The sequence below is a fragment of the Brevibacterium sp. CFH 10365 genome (assembly GCF_009299785.1).
Taxonomy (GTDB): Bacteria; Actinomycetota; Actinomycetes; order Actinomycetales; family Brevibacteriaceae; genus Brevibacterium; species Brevibacterium limosum.
The window spans coordinates 528265-543840 of record NZ_VIGO01000002.1; the positions used below are offsets into that span (position 1 = coordinate 528265).

The 15576-nt window shown below is 60.5% G+C and carries 11 protein-coding genes; 10 read left to right on the plus strand and 1 reads right to left on the minus strand.

All coding sequences use genetic code 11. From position 1 onward, the window contains the following. Positions 1–14: 14 nt before the first annotated feature. The 10 genes from FHG09_RS05905 to FHG09_RS05945 all read left to right on the plus strand — a co-directional run bounded on the left by FHG09_RS05905 (position 15) and on the right by FHG09_RS05945 (position 14501). On the plus strand, positions 15–314 hold the full coding sequence (locus FHG09_RS05905; protein WP_152346736.1) for a hypothetical protein: 300 nt from the start codon (positions 15–17) through the stop codon (positions 312–314). Positions 315–347: 33 nt separating this feature from the next. Continuing rightward, complete coding sequence (locus tag FHG09_RS05910) at positions 348–707, plus strand: hypothetical protein (RefSeq protein ID WP_152346737.1); 360 nt, start codon at positions 348–350, stop codon at positions 705–707. A 170-nt stretch (positions 708–877) separates the two neighbouring features. After that, complete coding sequence (locus tag FHG09_RS05915) at positions 878–1441, plus strand: single-stranded DNA-binding protein (protein ID WP_193627290.1); 564 nt, start codon at positions 878–880, stop codon at positions 1439–1441. A 125-nt stretch (positions 1442–1566) separates the two neighbouring features. Then, entirely contained in the window at positions 1567–2886 is a 1320-nt protein-coding gene (locus FHG09_RS05920; protein WP_152346739.1) for a hypothetical protein, read from the plus strand. Between the two features lie 931 nt (positions 2887–3817). Further along, complete coding sequence (locus FHG09_RS05925) at positions 3818–5221, plus strand: hypothetical protein (RefSeq protein WP_152346740.1); 1404 nt, start codon at positions 3818–3820, stop codon at positions 5219–5221. Positions 5222–5346: 125 nt separating this feature from the next. Further along, entirely contained in the window at positions 5347–6033 is a 687-nt protein-coding gene (locus tag FHG09_RS05930; protein ID WP_152346741.1) for a hypothetical protein, read from the plus strand. A gap of 18 nt (positions 6034–6051) precedes the next feature. After that, the gene (locus FHG09_RS05935; protein ID WP_152346742.1) at positions 6052–6960 is read left to right on the plus strand and encodes a hypothetical protein; all 909 of its coding nucleotides are present in this window, start codon (positions 6052–6054) and stop codon (positions 6958–6960) included. Between the two features lie 210 nt (positions 6961–7170). Continuing rightward, positions 7171–7488 (plus strand): hypothetical protein, encoded by a 318-nt coding sequence (locus FHG09_RS19760; protein ID WP_193627291.1) that lies wholly within the window; start codon positions 7171–7173, stop codon positions 7486–7488. A 221-nt stretch (positions 7489–7709) separates the two neighbouring features. Then, positions 7710–13160, plus strand: coding sequence for a helicase-related protein (locus FHG09_RS05940; protein WP_193627292.1), 5451 nt, complete (start codon positions 7710–7712; stop codon positions 13158–13160). Positions 13161–13616: 456 nt separating this feature from the next. After that, the gene (locus FHG09_RS05945) at positions 13617–14501 is read left to right on the plus strand and encodes a hypothetical protein (protein WP_152346744.1); all 885 of its coding nucleotides are present in this window, start codon (positions 13617–13619) and stop codon (positions 14499–14501) included. A gap of 21 nt (positions 14502–14522) precedes the next feature. Here FHG09_RS05945 and FHG09_RS05950 read toward each other — a convergent pair whose 3' ends face one another. Further along, positions 14523–15179, minus strand: a complete 657-nt coding sequence (locus FHG09_RS05950; protein ID WP_152346745.1) for a recombinase family protein — start codon at positions 15177–15179, stop codon at positions 14523–14525. Positions 15180–15576 lie beyond the last annotated feature (397 nt).

Sequence of the window (15576 nt, forward strand, 5' to 3'; positions counted from 1 at the left end):
AAGGGGAAGTCACGATGAAACAGAGAGAAACGTTCGAGCACCGGCTTGGTACGTGTTTTCGTACTGAAATCCAGGTTGCTGACGAAGACGGTGGAGCCTGGATGATTGAGGATCTCGACGGTCACGAGATCTGCTGGATCTACGAGTACTCCGATGGGTGGAAACGCAAAACCCCGTTGGCGAATTTCCCGCAGGGCCGTTATGAGAGCTTCAGAGCTGCGTTAGACGCTCACGTATCAGCGATCGATGCTTCCGGCGGCCACCAGACTGACGACTTGTTCTGGATGGGCACGGGCTTACCTCGGTGGGTATGAACGAGCAGCGAGAGTACGAGAAAGGAAGAAGCGATGGTGACAGAGACCGAATTCGCAAAAGCGGCGCGGGACTTGCGCCTGGCGGTTGACGCCGCTCGACAGGCAGAAGTGGAAGTCTCCGAGGCCCGATGGGCGTTGGAAGAAATGCAGTGCTTCAAGGAGTTCCAGCTCGTTGTTGCGAATGAGGACGGTGACGACTTCGCGTTTGTGTTGACCCTGTGCGGCCTTAGAAAGGGGCATGATGGGCCGCACGGTGAAGAGCCGATGCCGCCCGAATACGAATCGGCAATCATCCTCGACGAGGCCCATGCGATCCCAGAGAACTCAGGATGGATCCGCCAAATGGGTCGGAAAGCACGCGCGCTGTTTGAGGCGGAGCCCAACCGTAGTTGATCTGGTGAACCCAGCGGGGCTGAACGAGGGTAAGCGGTGGCCTGAAAGGACGGGCCACCGCTTTCACCGTTCTTCTGGTGGAAATGTTTGTCACCCAATGCTGACAGTGACTGTGACCGAACTCCCAGTGAGATGCACAGTGCATCCGACTGATGAAGGAGGCGGTCACAGTGGCCGACAAGCGAAAGATCACCGGGTATCTTGCAGCCGATCCGCGTCGTGTTGAACACAATGGCACACAGTTCGCGGCATTCGAAGTGCTGGAGAACAAACGGTACTTCGACGGAGACGAGCAAGTCTGGAAAGACGCGAAACCGACGAAATACGAGGTCACTGTCGACCAAGAAGGACTGCGCGAGAACCTGCTCGCATCGTTGGAAAGCGGTCAGCGGGTGACGGTGGAAGGCAATTACAAGCCGAAACCGTACGTCGACGGGGAAGGCAACCAGCGTGTGAGCAACAAGATCTTCGCCAAAGACGTGTCCGCGTCGTTTATGCACAATTCACTCGGACGCGGCGGCGTAGCACCAGGATGCGAGGAAGGCGTCGGATACGATCACGCGCCTGAGGCTCAGGATATGGCCCGTGCGGCGGCGGGACACGGTTGGGGCGAGAACCCTGACCCGTATCCGCAACATTCCCAGCAGTTCGCTGATCGAGGTCAGCCAGTCCAGCAGCAGTACACCGCTCCCCCACCCCCGAACCAGGCCCCTGACGCCGGTTTCAGCCGATGAGGCGCACCCAAGATGTCGAATCGATCGGTCGCCCCGGCACGCGACTCACACTCGGTGTCGGGTCGACCGATCAGCCACATCACCAAGTATCTGTGCAGAACTGAACACGAAAAGGTGAACTGACGATGGTTGACTCTCAGGACGAACTAAATCGGACCGCCGACATGCACGTCACGACGATGCGACGTCGAGTGATCCACGCTCTCGCCGACGCCCACGAACGACTCCTGAAGAATCCGGCCCGAGACCGTGACAGCCTTGACAAACGATTGCGCCATGACCTCCGAGAGGCCGTGACGGACAGGGCAGTCAGCCTCGCAAGCGACCACTACCAGGCAGTCTCCGAACTGTCGGGAGTCGAAGAAGTTCAACAGGAGATGAGCGCACGCGCGGCACATGTGAATGCGTTCAGAGACTCGGTCGTCAACGCTGTTGACGACTACCGACCATGGTTGGCTGCGATGTCGGTGACGACCGCCGAGGTGGTCAGTCCCGAAAAGCTTCCCGAGCTTCGTGAGACTCAAGAATGGGGGCTGATGCAACAGGCAAGCATTGAAGCCCCCGTGTCGTGCATGCCGCCTTCGCCGAAAGGCTGGTTAGCCGCTGACGGAGCAGGAGTCAAACGTTTGGTAGCCCACGACGCAGATGTCGCGGCGTGGATGGTGGCTGACCAGCCTCCGTTGTCGGAACTTCCCGATGAACAGCCGGTAGCGGCAGGGCATCTTTTGCGCGAAGCAATCGGGTCGCGGACCAAAGTCAGCTGCCAACGGACTGATCGAGATGCGATGTCCATGGAGGACGCGTATACCAAGCTCGAATACTCGGTAGCACACCAAACCAGATTAGTGTCCGAGGGTGTGCCTGAGGGCGCTGATCTCGAACAGGAATCGTTCGTGGAAGTCCCCTACGAAGTGCCGGCTGACTCGACGAGTGATTGGTGGGCATTGCGCAATGGCGTCCCGGTCGAGATTGATTCGTTCCCGGCTCCGAACGAGTCTGTTCAGCAGCACGCAGACGTGCGCTTCAAGCTGCCTCGCCCGGTGTGGGTAGCAAGCCGTGCATACATGGGACCGGCGTTCGACCACGCCGTGATCGAGGGCGAGAACGACGTCGACGTGACCGTCAGCGCACAACAACGCATCGAGCTGCGACAGCGAGCCGAGGACGTGCAGTTCAGAACTGTCTATGAGGCGGAAGAGCGTATCGAATTTATCCAGAGCGGCAACGACTATGGACTCGACGGTGGAGAGGCCGCACAGGAGGTGGAGGACGAGCGCGCCGTCGCTGAGCGGGTGGCTTACCAGTGCAGTGTCGTCGTCGGTGCGCTCAACTCAGCTAAGCCGGTGACGATGCACAACAGCGCACCGGCTCCGTCGGTGGCACCGCACCTAATCCCTCCCCCGACACCGGCGACTGCGGGTGTCAGTGCCGAACTGAACCGCTAAACGCAACTTAGGGGTGATTGAAATGTCAGAGCGAACTCAGGCGGCGTTCACCATGGGGGACGAACACGTCCGCGCTGTACGCCGGATGGCTGGCGCGGCATTAGCTGAGGCACGAGAGCTGAGCATCGATAGAAGCACACGTGCCATCGCGGAGGAATTCTTGCGCCAAGAATTCAAACGCACACTGCCGGTTCTAGACCGAGCACGCGAAGCCTACCGGAACGCAACAGTCGGTCCCAGCGGCGAAGAAGCACGACGACGCGCAGTCGAACTCGGCGCGGTTCGCAGGGCAATCGACGCCGGAGTGCAAGCACAAACCCCTCACCTGGCCAGTGTCGCGGCCACGTTGCAGGAGCGACTACCGGACACGAGCCGGGTGGTTCTGGATTCAGACGCAGGAGCACTCACGCGACGGGCGAGCTTGGAAACGGCAGCACGACTGATCCCACCCGACCCCGCCCGGTGGGATACGACCGTTGCGCATCGGATTGAAGCATCGGATCAGTTCATCGCGGACGTAGCGGCCCTGCAGGAACGCAATGAACGCGCCGCGACAGGTCTGCGGAGAGTCACAGGTACCTCAACAGCAGATCCACGCGGTGCTGCCTTGCAGATCGCCTGTTACGAACGCATGGACTCCCAGCAACTGCAAGACAGCGAGCGGTGGCGAGAACAGGTGCGAACCACTCACTCGGTGGCCGACCAGGAGATTGAACGAGCGCTGACGAAAACAGGAGTGCCCCCCATGCCGTGGGCCAGTGGGGCACCCCTGAGAACGAGAAACACACATGCGGGTACTCAACACGTCGCAATGGGACCGGGTGCGAGCGGGACCAGCCCAGCGCATTTGGTGCCTCCCCCGAAGCCTGCCCAAGCACCAAGCGTCGGAATGAACAGGCTTTGAGAGCCACGGGAATATACGGAGATCACGATGAAACAGGCAGAAGTTGTTGCGCTGCACTCGAAGATGCTTGACGCTTCACCGGGTGAGGCCCTGCGACTGGGCGTACCAGGGAACACACCCTATGACATCACGGTGCGCTGGGAACGGCAGAAGGCACTGACCGACTATGACTTCGTGCTGCGCCGACAGGCGAAAGCCGAAACTGGCGAGTACCCCCGCCAGCGTGTGTTCGGATTATCAGCGGTGGGAACCGCGTATGGGGACATCGACCGGCTGGAAGCGTCCGGGGTGCTCATGGGTCAGATGGAAGAACATCTCGGGTGGGACCACGGCGAGCTTAACGACGAAGTTCTTGAACGGGTCGTGGCCGATGCCATCGGAGATGCGCGCAACCCAGAGCGGCGCACTCGTGTCCCGGCGCGGGATCACATCAACCAGTGGTGGGCAGAACACCACGGACGGTATGAGAATCCAGGCGCGGAAGACATGATCGGTGCCGATCTGATCGAGGCCGACGATGAGGTGCATCTGCTACGCCGCCGTATCGTCGACGCCCTGCGCCACGGTCAACGGTTGGCAGAGAATCCGAGGCGGCGGGCCGAAGCCGAACAGTACATCAAGCAACAGGCACGCGAGGCCGATAAGCATGTACAGACGGCGATGGGCAAATATCGGCGGGCGTCACTGGACTTCAAACAGGCTCAACAGCGTCCCAACGCGGCCGAGGCTGCACGCGAACTCCTGGAAGTCAACGAACGTGCCGCGGCGAGCAAAGAAGCTGCGCTACAGAAATACTCGATTGTGCTGGCACTTGCGGCCAAACGGACAACACCGTTCATGGCAGGAATGCGGCGAAGCCTCGGAGAGCGATTCCCCCATGAAGAGCAGGCCATCTTGAACACCAAGGCTGGCCGTTTGGCCGAGGCCGCGAGCGTGGAAGCGGCACTGCGCCTGACTCCGAAAGTACCAGAGACGTGGGTCCCCGAACGAGACGACTTCGCAACACGGGTCAACGAATTCATCGAGGCCTCGGGGGCACGCGATGGGATGGACCTGACGGTGATGAAAGAGACACAGGACGGTAGTCCCACAGCGGCACTTCGAGGTCAGGCACTGATGCAGGCCTGCTACGACACGATGAGCGAGGAACAGCAGGCGATCAGTGACCGGTGGGGCAGGATCGACACGAAGGTGCCAGTGCGCGAAGACGGGCTTGGCCACAACAGCACAGAGGCCAAAGACTACTCAGCGTCGAACGGGATACCGCCGATGCCAGTGCCCCCTCCGACGGTGAGCGAGAGGTCGCCGGATGAGCTCGTTAGACAGCAAAAGCAGATAGTGACCGAGGTTGAGACGCAGACGTGGGTGTATGAGGTCCAACCGCCGACAGTGAGCGTTGACATTGAGACCTCGTTCGGGCTGGAGAGGTGAGCACAGTGGCTGAGACAGATATGAACCAAATCCGAGAGCGTATGGCCACGCGAGTGCGGGTCGTCAGACAGATGGGACAACGGGTTACCCGAGCACCCGAAAGTCAGATCCAATACATGGAAGACATGTCCAATCTGCTCACAGGTCAAGCCCGTGACGCACATGAAGCCGCGACGATCCTCGACAGCCAATCGCCTGAAGCTGGTGTGATGGAACGCTACGGCGATGCGCTGGTCGCCGCGAAGGACCCCACTACTGGAGGACATGAGTGGGCGATCATCCAGCGAGCGATGCGCGATGAGCTGTCTCACGCCCAACTTGCGAGTCTGGATGCAAGCGAAGACATGCGGACCGTGAAATCGGCCAGCAAAGAAGCCGCGCTGATGTCGTGGACACCCACCGCCGACGTGCAAACAGTCGACTCTGCCCTCGACCGATATTGGGAGGCATACGAAATCCAGGACCGGGCACGGACGGTCGACCTGGGAGAAGTCGGTTCCACCTATGACCGGTCACGGATGGTCACCGAAGCATGGACAGCCGCTAGCAGCGGTGCATCGGTGTCCGAACGAGTGCGGACAAGATCTGAGCAGGTAAACATTGCTCTCGCGGCCGAGGACTCCCCTGTCGCTGAGGCAGCGAGCAACCTCATCTACATTGACCGGTCAAACGGGACAACACAGACGAAGGCGTGGGACGAGCAGATGGGACGTGACCGGTCACGAGCGGTCACGACGCCCGGCCCCGATCTGGACATGATGACCGGTCACACCGTGGCGCGACCGGTCACAGACCCCGGTCTTGACCGGTGACTGTAGGAGGCGGTGGTCATGAATGAGTATGTTGATCGTGCTGACCGGATGGTCCGCGAGATCCGAGAACGAATGATGGACACGGTCCGAGAAGCAAAGAGAGCACAGGATCTGCGGATGAAGAGCAATGCCGATGAAGTTGTGCGCGGCGGGATGGACCCGCTGATCGACCGAAGCCGGTACACCGCAGAACTCTATCGAGAAGGTGCTGCCGAAGCTCACCGTGCCGGTGCGGACCGACGACGGGTGCAGATGCTCGAAGCACGGGCCGAGGCGATGCGCGCATATTCGGCTGTACTCACAGCCGCGACAACCGGGCGAGCACCGTTGGCAGCGTCGGTCAAGCGAACACTGCGGTCACAATACCCTGGCATGGATCAAGAAGTGCTGAATACCAAAGCGGGCCGACTGACTCAGGCAGCAGGCTTGGAAGAAGCCATCGCGCTGACTCCGAAAGACCCCCGCGAGTGGGACCCTGACCGAGAACAAGCTCTCGGACGTGCGCGCACCTACATCAGAGCAGTCGACGCGCTCCACCAAGAAAACCGATCCGTCTGCAAACGCACCAGGGACCGAGACGTGCAGGGAGGCGCACTTCGCGAACAGGTGACGATGCGCATGAGTCCTGAACAGAAGCGCATTCAATCACAGTGGCAGAAGAACACGGTGGCCGATGCGCCTGGGACCGGAACTGCTGGGGGTTTGCCGCCACGCACGCGCGAAGCGCTGCGCAGTAGTGCGGCCCACGGGCATGTCCTGGGTATCCCGCCGATGCCTCCAGTCGATCCGCGCAGAGAGTTGTCCGACAGTGCTGTGATGGGGCGACAGTCGCAGATGCTCAGCCAATTGGAGACTCGGGTACGGGGAGCTGAGCACATGATTCCACCACGCCCGAGTGTGCGCCCAACGGTAGGTCTAGACCGGTAGCGCGACAACACCCCTGGGCAATCAAGCCCACTATTGACGTAATCGTATGTATGTTCTAATCTGTGAGGTAAGGCAGAATGGCGAAAAAAGAGTTTGACGACGCTGAGGGTCTGTTTGACCTCATTTTTTCAGATGATGCATCGGAACAGCCGGTGCTCAGTGTCAAACAGGAGCTCGTGTCGGAGCCACGAGCTGAGAGTGCAGGAGCAGGTGAGGAAGATGGCCGAGGGCCAGAGGATTCGGGAGTACGTGGAGAGGTTCGCGCCGAGCAGGGCAGCAGCGATCCAGAACCCGACGGAACACTATTCGGCGATGTTCGACGAGTACGTGAGCCGGCGCAGCCAGGTGATCGCGGATCTGGAGCCGGAGGGCGTGCAGCCGAGCGCGGAAGAGCGGGCGAATCCGTTGCTGCTGATCGGGAAGAGTCGGGCGAATCGGCGGCAGGCCGAGGAGATCGCGTGGCAGGAGGTCGTTCTCGACCGGTATCCACCGGAAGTCGACGAGAGCGGCAGTCCACTGGACGACTGAGACTGACCGACTTCCTCGAGTCGGACAATATCGAGGTGGTGTCCGTGACCGGCGACGATGTTCGTCCGGTCACGGACACCGGTCATGACCGGACAGAGGCGGACACGACACCGGACACTGCTGGGCCGAGGTTCGTCGTTGACCGGGACAAAGAGTATGTGCCCTCGGGGCCAAAGGCACGGTTTCAGGCGAATCTGGCCGCGATTGAGCGTGTCCGTGAGTTGACCGAGTCCGGTCGGACGGTGACCGGTCAGGACCAGGAAGTCCTGGCCGGGTGGTCATCGTGGGGTGCCGTGGCCGATGTCTTCGACGAAGCGAAAGAGAACTGGTCGAGCGAACGTGACCAGCTGCGGCATGTACTGACCGACGACGAGTGGGAAGCGGCACGGGCAACGACGCTCAACGCTCACTTCACCTCCCCTGCCATCGTGGCCGAAATGTGGTCATCGCTGGAGCGTCTGGGAGTCACCGAGGGCCGCGTCCTCGAACCAGGGTGTGGATCCGGTAACTTCATCGGCTCGGCACCAGAGTCAATGAACATGGTCGGAGTTGAACTCGACCCACTGTCAGCGCAGATCGCATCGTATCTGTATCCGCACGCCGATGTGCGCAATGAATCGTTCGGCAAGACCCTGATTCGGCCAAACCAGTTCGATGCCGCGATTGCCAACGTCCCGTTCGGCAACTTTCCCGTCTTCGACCCATCGTGGAATCCGGGTGAACGATTCTCCATTCACAATCACTTCATCCGCAAAGCCGTCGGGGGCCTCCACGACGGTGGTGTTGCGGTGATGATGACGTCGGCCTACACCATGGATGCGAAGAATCCGGCGGTCAGGGCAGAGATCGGCCGCGAGGCCGACTTCCTGGGCGCGGTGCGATTGCCGACTGGGGCACATCGCCGTACCGCGGGCACCGAAGTGGTCACCGATGTGCTCGTGTTCCGCAAACGCCTGCCCGGTGAAGATCCCACACCGGAGACTCTGCGGTGGGTGAAGACGCAGCCGACGGACCTCGGTGAGGCCGGTGCACGGCCCTTGATGAATCGGTATTTCCATGACCACCCAGAGAACATTCTGGGCGAGCTGGAGGCGAGCACGTTCCGGGAATCGCAGATCAACGTGCGTGCCGAAAGCCTGGAGCAGGTACCGGAGCTGCTGCGGCAGCGGCTGACCGCTATCGTCGATGCGGCCAACGAACGCGGTCGCGGGTATGTGGCTCCCACGGCGGAGATGCTGGCCGAGCGTGAGCGTGAGACTCCCGTCGAACTGGCTGAGGGCCAGTGGCCGGGAACGATCGTCGAAACAGAACCAGGTCATTTCGTGCGCGTCGTCGACGGCGAGAACGTGGACGTGAAGGTGCCGAAGAATGCCATGGCCGAGGTTCGGTCACTCATGGATCTTCGAGACCGTGCCGGTGCCCTCATCGAGGGACAGGTGGCCACTCCGGTCGATACCGAGGAACTGGTCGCACTGCGCGAAGACACACGGGCCGTGTGGGAAAAGCACGTCGCGAAGTTCGGTCCGATCAATCGGCACGGAACGAAGTGGCAGACGGTGACGGTTGACAACGACGACACCGGGGAGAAAGAAAAGGTCCGGGTGCAGGTGCGGCAGGACCCGAAACCGGCACAGGTCATGCGCGATGATCCGTTGTGGTCACTGACGAAAGCCTTGGAGACCTACAACGACGAGACCGGGGAGGCCGTCGCGGCAGACATTCTGCACCAGCGCACCGTCGAGCAGAACCGGCCCCTGTTGGGAGCGGACACGGCAGAAGAAGCCCTCGGGTTGTGCCTGGACGCCAAGGGCAAGGCCGAGATCGGGCGGATCGCGAATCTGCTGGGCACAGACGAAGCGACCGCTCGCGAAGAGCTCGGCGATCTCGTGTTCGACGATCCGACCAGCGGAGACCTGGCAACACGGGCGGAATACCTGTCCGGCAACGTGCGCAGGAAACTGGCTGAGGCCGAGGCGGCTGCGGTCAACGATGACCGGTACACGGTCAATGCCGAGGCACTGAAGTCGGTGATCCCGGAGGATATTCCCATTGAGGACATCACCCCGACTATCGGGGCGGTGTGGATTCCGGCGTCCGATCATGAGGCGTTCTTGCAAGAGATCGCCGGGGACTGGTGGGCGACCGTGCATAAGGCCGGCGCAGGCTATTGGGATGTGAAGTTCGGATATGCCGGTGCACGCCAGTCGGTGCAGGCCACCACGGAGTGGGGCACATCGAGAATGCCCGTCTATGACATCTACCGCCACCTGCTCACCGGTGCGGAGATCCAGGTCATGGACACGATGGAGGATAAGACCCGTGTCCTCAACCCGACCGAGACCGAGGCGGCACGAGCGAAAGCCGAGGAAATCGCCGAACGGTTCGAGGACTGGGTGTTTGCCGATCCTGCGCGTGCCGAACGACTCAGTGCCGATTACAACCGCCGCTTCAACTCACTCGTGCCCCGTGATTACACACCAGAGGCCGAGCGACTGACGTTCCCCGGCCTGGTCGATGATTGGGTACCGAAACCGCATCAGCGCACGGCGGTGGCGAGGATGATCGCCGAACCGGCAGTGGGGTTGTTCCATGTCGTGGGTGCGGGCAAGACCGGGGCCGCTGTGATGGGGATGATGGAGCTGAAACGGCGCGGTCTGGTCACCAAGCCTGCCGTGCTGGTTCCCGGCCACATGCTTGAACAGTTCACTCGCGAGTGGCAGGAGATGTACCCCAACGCGCGGCTGCTTGCTGCCGGAAGTGATGATCTGGCAGTGAAGAAAGGCAGTCTGGCTGGGCGCCGGGAATTCATGGCCAAGGCGGCTACCGGCGACTGGGACGGCATCATCATGACGCACTCGTCGTTCAAGATGCTGGGCGTGAAACCGGAGACCGCGAAGAGCTATTTCCGTGACATCACCGCCGAGCTCGACGAAGCCAAAGCGGCCATGGAAGCGTCGACGGAGAGCGAAACGAACCGCACGGTCAAGCAGATCGAGAACGCGAAGAAGAAGCAGGAAGCACGGTTGGAGAAGATTCTCGCCGCCGCTGACGAGACGAACCTGACGTTCGAGGCCACGGGGATTGACTACCTGACAGTTGATGAGGCTCACGAGTTCAAGAATCTGCACACGCCGACCTCGATTGCCGGTGCTTTCATCGAAGGATCCGAGAAGGCCACCGACATGGAGCTGAAGATCAGCTACCTGCGGGACACCTATGGTGAGCGGGTGGTCACGATGGCCACGGGCACCCCGATTGCCAACAGCATCAGCGAAGCCCACGTGATGACACGGTATCTGCGTCCTGATCTGCTGGAAGAGGCCGGAGTGCGCGCTTTCGACCAGTGGGGGTCAACGTTCGGTGAGACGGTGACTCGAGTCGAACGTGACGCGGCGGGTCGGTTGAAGCAGCGGACTCGGTTCGCGAAGTTCAAGAACGTCCCCGAAATGCTGGCGTCATGGCAGCAGTTCGCCGATGTGAAGCGTGCCGAGGATCTGAACCTGCCGGTGCCCGAACAGGTGGTCAACTCCAATGGTGACCGCCGTCCCGAGATGGTCGTCATCCCTCGCACCGAGGCTCACGCACAGTACATGGAGTACCTCGAAGAACGCTTGGATAAGCTGTCGGGTCGACCAGAGAAAGGCGAGGACAACCACCTGACCGTGTACAACGACGGCAGACAGGTGGCATTGGACCCTCGCATGGTCGGCCTCGAGTTCAGCGGTGATGTGAAGCTCAACTACGTCACTCGCCGAATCGCGTCGATTTGGCGAGAGAACCGCGACAACGAATACCTGGTTCCCGGCACAACTGATGTCTCCGAGAACAAGGGTGGGCTGCAGTTGGTGTTCTGTGACTTGTCGACGCCGACTGATGGTGAGTGGAATGCCTATGACCAGATGAAGTCCGATCTGGTGGCCAAGCACGGGATGGACCGGTCGCGGATCCGGTTCATCCACGAGGCCAAGGACGATGAGAAGCGGGCGAATCTGTTCCGGGATGCACGCGAGGGCCGGATCGACGTGCTCATAGGATCCAGCCAGAAAATGGGCACCGGAGCCAATATCCAAAATCGTGCTGTGGCGATGCACCATGTTGATTGTCCGTGGCGACCCGACCAGCTTGAACAGCGTGAGGGACGGATCCTGCGGCAGGGCAACGAGAACAGTGAAGTCCAGATCTACCGGTACGCGACGGAGAACACGTTCGACAGCACGTCCTGGGACATCATCGGGCGAAAGGCCACCGCGATCGCTCAGGTGATGCGGGGCCGGCTCGATGTCAGAGAGCTCGATGATCCCGGCGACCTGGCGCTGGATGCGCAGCAGATGATGGCTGGATCCTCCGGAAACCCGTTGCTCGTCGAACGTACCGAAGTCGATGTGACGGTGCAGAAGCTGTCGCGGCGTGCACGCGGTCATGACAAGGCGCAGGCGGCGTTGAAGTTCCGCCGCAGTTCGGCTGAGCAGCGGCTCGGGCAGATCAAGCGCATCCTGCCTGCCGTCGAAGAGGCACTGACACGGCGAATCGACACCCAGGGTGATCGTTTCCGAGCACGGGTCGCCGGTGTCGAGTACGACAATCGTGGGGATGCGTCGGAGGCGATCTACTCGCACATCAAGGGATTCACTCGGCCCGGTGGCGGTTTGATCAATGGGGAGGGCAACCGTATTGAGATTGGTGGGTTCTTCGTCAACGTCGACTTCCGACACGATTACGCCACGGGTCGACGAGTCCTTCTGACGTTGGAAGACACCGGGGCGTTGCCTGAATCAGTGCAGGTGGAGATCGACTTCGACGCCGTGCTGGATCCGCAGAGTTCAGCGCCGCGGAATGTCGCGCAACTACTGGAGAACAAGGTCACTGGCCTGGACAAGGTCAGAGATCGGCTGGTGGCGAACCAGAACGAGGCCGAGCAGACGCTGGAGGCCGTGGGTGAGCAGTTGGGTAAGCCGTTCAAACATGCCGACGAGCTGGCCGAGGCGGAGGCGAAACTGGCTGATATCGACGCGAAGATCAAGGAGATGCAGGAGGCTGAGGAGCGCAAGAAGCGGGAGTCGGGACCAGAGGCGAATGGAGACGGGACCGAGGCCGGATATTCGGTGACGTCGGTCGCGGTGACTCCGACGAGGTCAGGCGTGACCGTGAGCGAACCGGAGACGGTCAAGTACACAGAGACAGGGCATCGACTGTCGAGCGTGTCTGAGACGGCGACGAACGAGACAGAGTCCGAAGCAGCCGCGACCGCTCAGAGTGCACGGATGGAACGGTCGCAGAGACTCGGCGACGAGGCGAAGAAGATCACGAGTCAGATCGAGGAAAGAACAGCAGCGGCGGTGGAGCGCGTGCGTTGTGAGGCCACGGATAAGCACAAGCTCTCTCCTGCGTTGAGTGTTTACCGGTATGAGCTGGAACGGGTGGCCACAATGTGCTCGACCGGATTGGAAGCGTTCTCGGCCGCTGTCGAAACGGCGGAAAGCTCAGCACACGAGGACGATCTGAAGGTCCACGAAGCACGATTGATCGATGCTCACGGCAAGATCAAGCAGCTCCAGGAGAACCTCAAGAGCGTCGAGGCCCAGGCGGCACGGTCCCCAGGTGAACCAGTATCACCGGACTTATATGCTCCGCCTTCGACACAGCCGGCGACTGCTGTGCCCAGCGTTGAGTGAAACGCTCGTGAGGTTGAAAAAAAATCGTGTCATGGGTCACCAGTACGATCGCTGACAAGTCAGAGTGAAAGGATTGACGACGTGAGAAATGCACGCATGGATGGCCGAATTTGTCTGGTGGAGCAGTGTACAAGGACTACGGAGAGCACGCGGTGTCGGTATCACGAGTGGGCAACAAAGAGTCGCCTGTCGGAGTGGCTGGCACGAGAAGAGCACTTCGACCCATTGACGACGCATGACATGGACTTCAACAGTTGGTGGACGGATAGTCAGCCACGGGTGTCGAAGCTCGAAACCATCTGGGATGGGGAGCTGCCAACCCGAAGCAAACGACATGCCTATCGAGAACTGAACGAAATTCGCCTCTATGGGGCTACGCAGTTAGTCGCCCCCTTTGTTTCACAGTGGCGCGCACAGAGGGGTGCTCGAGGGTGGAGGTTGCCACCGGACGGGTGGTTGGCCAAGACCATGATTGAGCAGTATCCAGCAATGCAATTCGATGAGATCTCACTCGTGCCGCGCGAGGACGGGCCGATGATGCCTGTGTACTCGTTCGAGAACTGGGTGGATTCTCAGGCGCGGAAGATTCAGGAGAGGAAGTCTCCGACTCCGAGCCCTTTTGCTCCAGTGACGCAACGGCGACTGGTGAGTGCTGATGCGGTGGAGAAGTTGGGACGGCAGGAGATCGCGAATGAGGCAGTCATTGAACGATATAAGTCGGTGATACATGCGTACAAGCATCACCAGCGTCCACCCGAGATCCAGGACGTCTTCGACGACCCCGAAGTAAATTTGGAGATTGAGGACGGGATCGTGGTCTACCACCAGGAGATGCGGCCTTATGGGGTCTCTTCTGAATTTGTCCGCCAAGGACTGTGGGATCAATGGGCGCAGTGGTCGTTCGAGCAGCACCAGTCGCTGCAAGTCGGGGACATTGTGCGGTATGAGCACGCACGATCGGCTACGACCAAGATTTGGTGGTTTGGAAGCCTCGGTGGGGAACCGCGGTGGCTCAATGATCACGTGGAGGAAAACGGTCTGCGTCTCGAGCTCTCGCCGAAGCGGGGCCTGTTCCTGTCCGAGCGATCTGAACCTGTCGTTGAGTCACACCTGATGGGCGAGAACGAACTGATCTTGCCGGGCGACACGTGGTGGCAGGTTGTTGGCGTCGGCGACGTCGTTCAGGCAAACTCGCGGAGTGGAGACTACAGCTCAAATGAGCGGTTGTGGGGAATTCAGATGGTCGAGGTCAATCCTGAAGACGTCGACCAGACCAGCAAGGTCAAGCTACTGACGGCAACGTCGGACGGAGAAGGAAACGCCATGTATCCGGGCACGTGAGAACTGCACTGAGTCACAGCGTCAGTCAGGCCCCGGTCCACCTACAGCAGGACCGGGGCCTGGCTTGTTCCGGTGCCGCGTGAGGATCCTGTAGAGCGTTGACCTGGAGATGTTGAAGTCATCGGCTATGGCTGTCAGGCTCTGCTGTCCGCCGTCGACAACGGAAAGAACCGCCTGTTCCTGCGACGGCGTCAGTCGTGGCTTGCGACCACCGATACGTCCTCGGGCGCGCGCGGACTTCAAACCAGCGTTGGTGCGCTCGATGATGAGGTCGCGTTCGACCTCTGCCATAGCCGCTGTGACGGCGAGTAGGATCTTGCCCCCCGGTTTGCGGCGGTCGGTGGATAAACCGTCCAGAGTCTCTACGGAGACGTCTTCCTCGGCGAATTCGTGGATGAGGCTGAGAATGCCCGACATTGAGCGTCCAAGGCGGTCGAGGGATGTGACCAATACGGTGTCACCCGGGCGCACGTGGTCACGCAGGGCCGTGATCCCTGGACGATCCGCCTTTGCCCCCGAGCCGGTATCGGAAAAGATTCGTGAGCATCCGGCCCGTTTGAGGGAGTCGAGCTGCCGCTCAAGGTTCTGACCGACAGTGGAGACGCGACCATAACCGAGCCTGCGGGAACTGGGGTGAGACGAACTCATGGGTTCAGATGTACCATAGGTTGGCGACATCAGCGATGTCCACAGACCATTGCAAACTAGGGTGTGTCTCCTATGCACGAATCGCGAAGTCAGTGCAGCGCGGAGGGCAGTACGTACTTGCTGGGAGCGGGTAGATGTGCTGAAAGCGACTTCTTCGTAGACTTGACCTATAGGTTCTGTTAGTTATCAAACCAGGTTCGTACGCGATCTTCACACGTTGTTAGATCGAGATACCGGAGAATGGTCCCGGCGTGAGAAATTGCAGCATATTTCCCGACGGGCACGTTCATGACTGGGATGGCCCAACGTGCTTCATTGTCGATGCGGTAAGTCGATAGGTCGTCAACCAATAGGACTGGGCCGGGTCCGAGGTCACGCTCCGTGGAATCGTCCTCCACCATGACGCACGCACGCTGATCTGCGCCCA

Excerpts from the sequence above, each read along its gene's own strand:
- FHG09_RS05905 (WP_152346736.1), top strand. The coding sequence starts at position 15 with ATGAAACAGAGAGAAACGTTCGAGCACCGGCTTGGTACGTGTTTTCGT.
- FHG09_RS05910 (WP_152346737.1), top strand. The coding sequence starts at position 348 with ATGGTGACAGAGACCGAATTCGCAAAAGCGGCGCGGGACTTGCGCCTG.
- FHG09_RS05920 (WP_152346739.1), top strand. The coding sequence starts at position 1,567 with ATGGTTGACTCTCAGGACGAACTAAATCGGACCGCCGACATGCACGTC.
- FHG09_RS05925 (WP_152346740.1), top strand. The coding sequence starts at position 3,818 with ATGAAACAGGCAGAAGTTGTTGCGCTGCACTCGAAGATGCTTGACGCT.
- FHG09_RS05930 (WP_152346741.1), top strand. The coding sequence starts at position 5,347 with ATGTCCAATCTGCTCACAGGTCAAGCCCGTGACGCACATGAAGCCGCG.
- FHG09_RS05935 (WP_152346742.1), top strand. The coding sequence starts at position 6,052 with ATGAATGAGTATGTTGATCGTGCTGACCGGATGGTCCGCGAGATCCGA.
- FHG09_RS05950 (WP_152346745.1), bottom strand. The coding sequence starts at position 15,179 with ATGTCGCCAACCTATGGTACATCTGAACCCATGAGTTCGTCTCACCCC.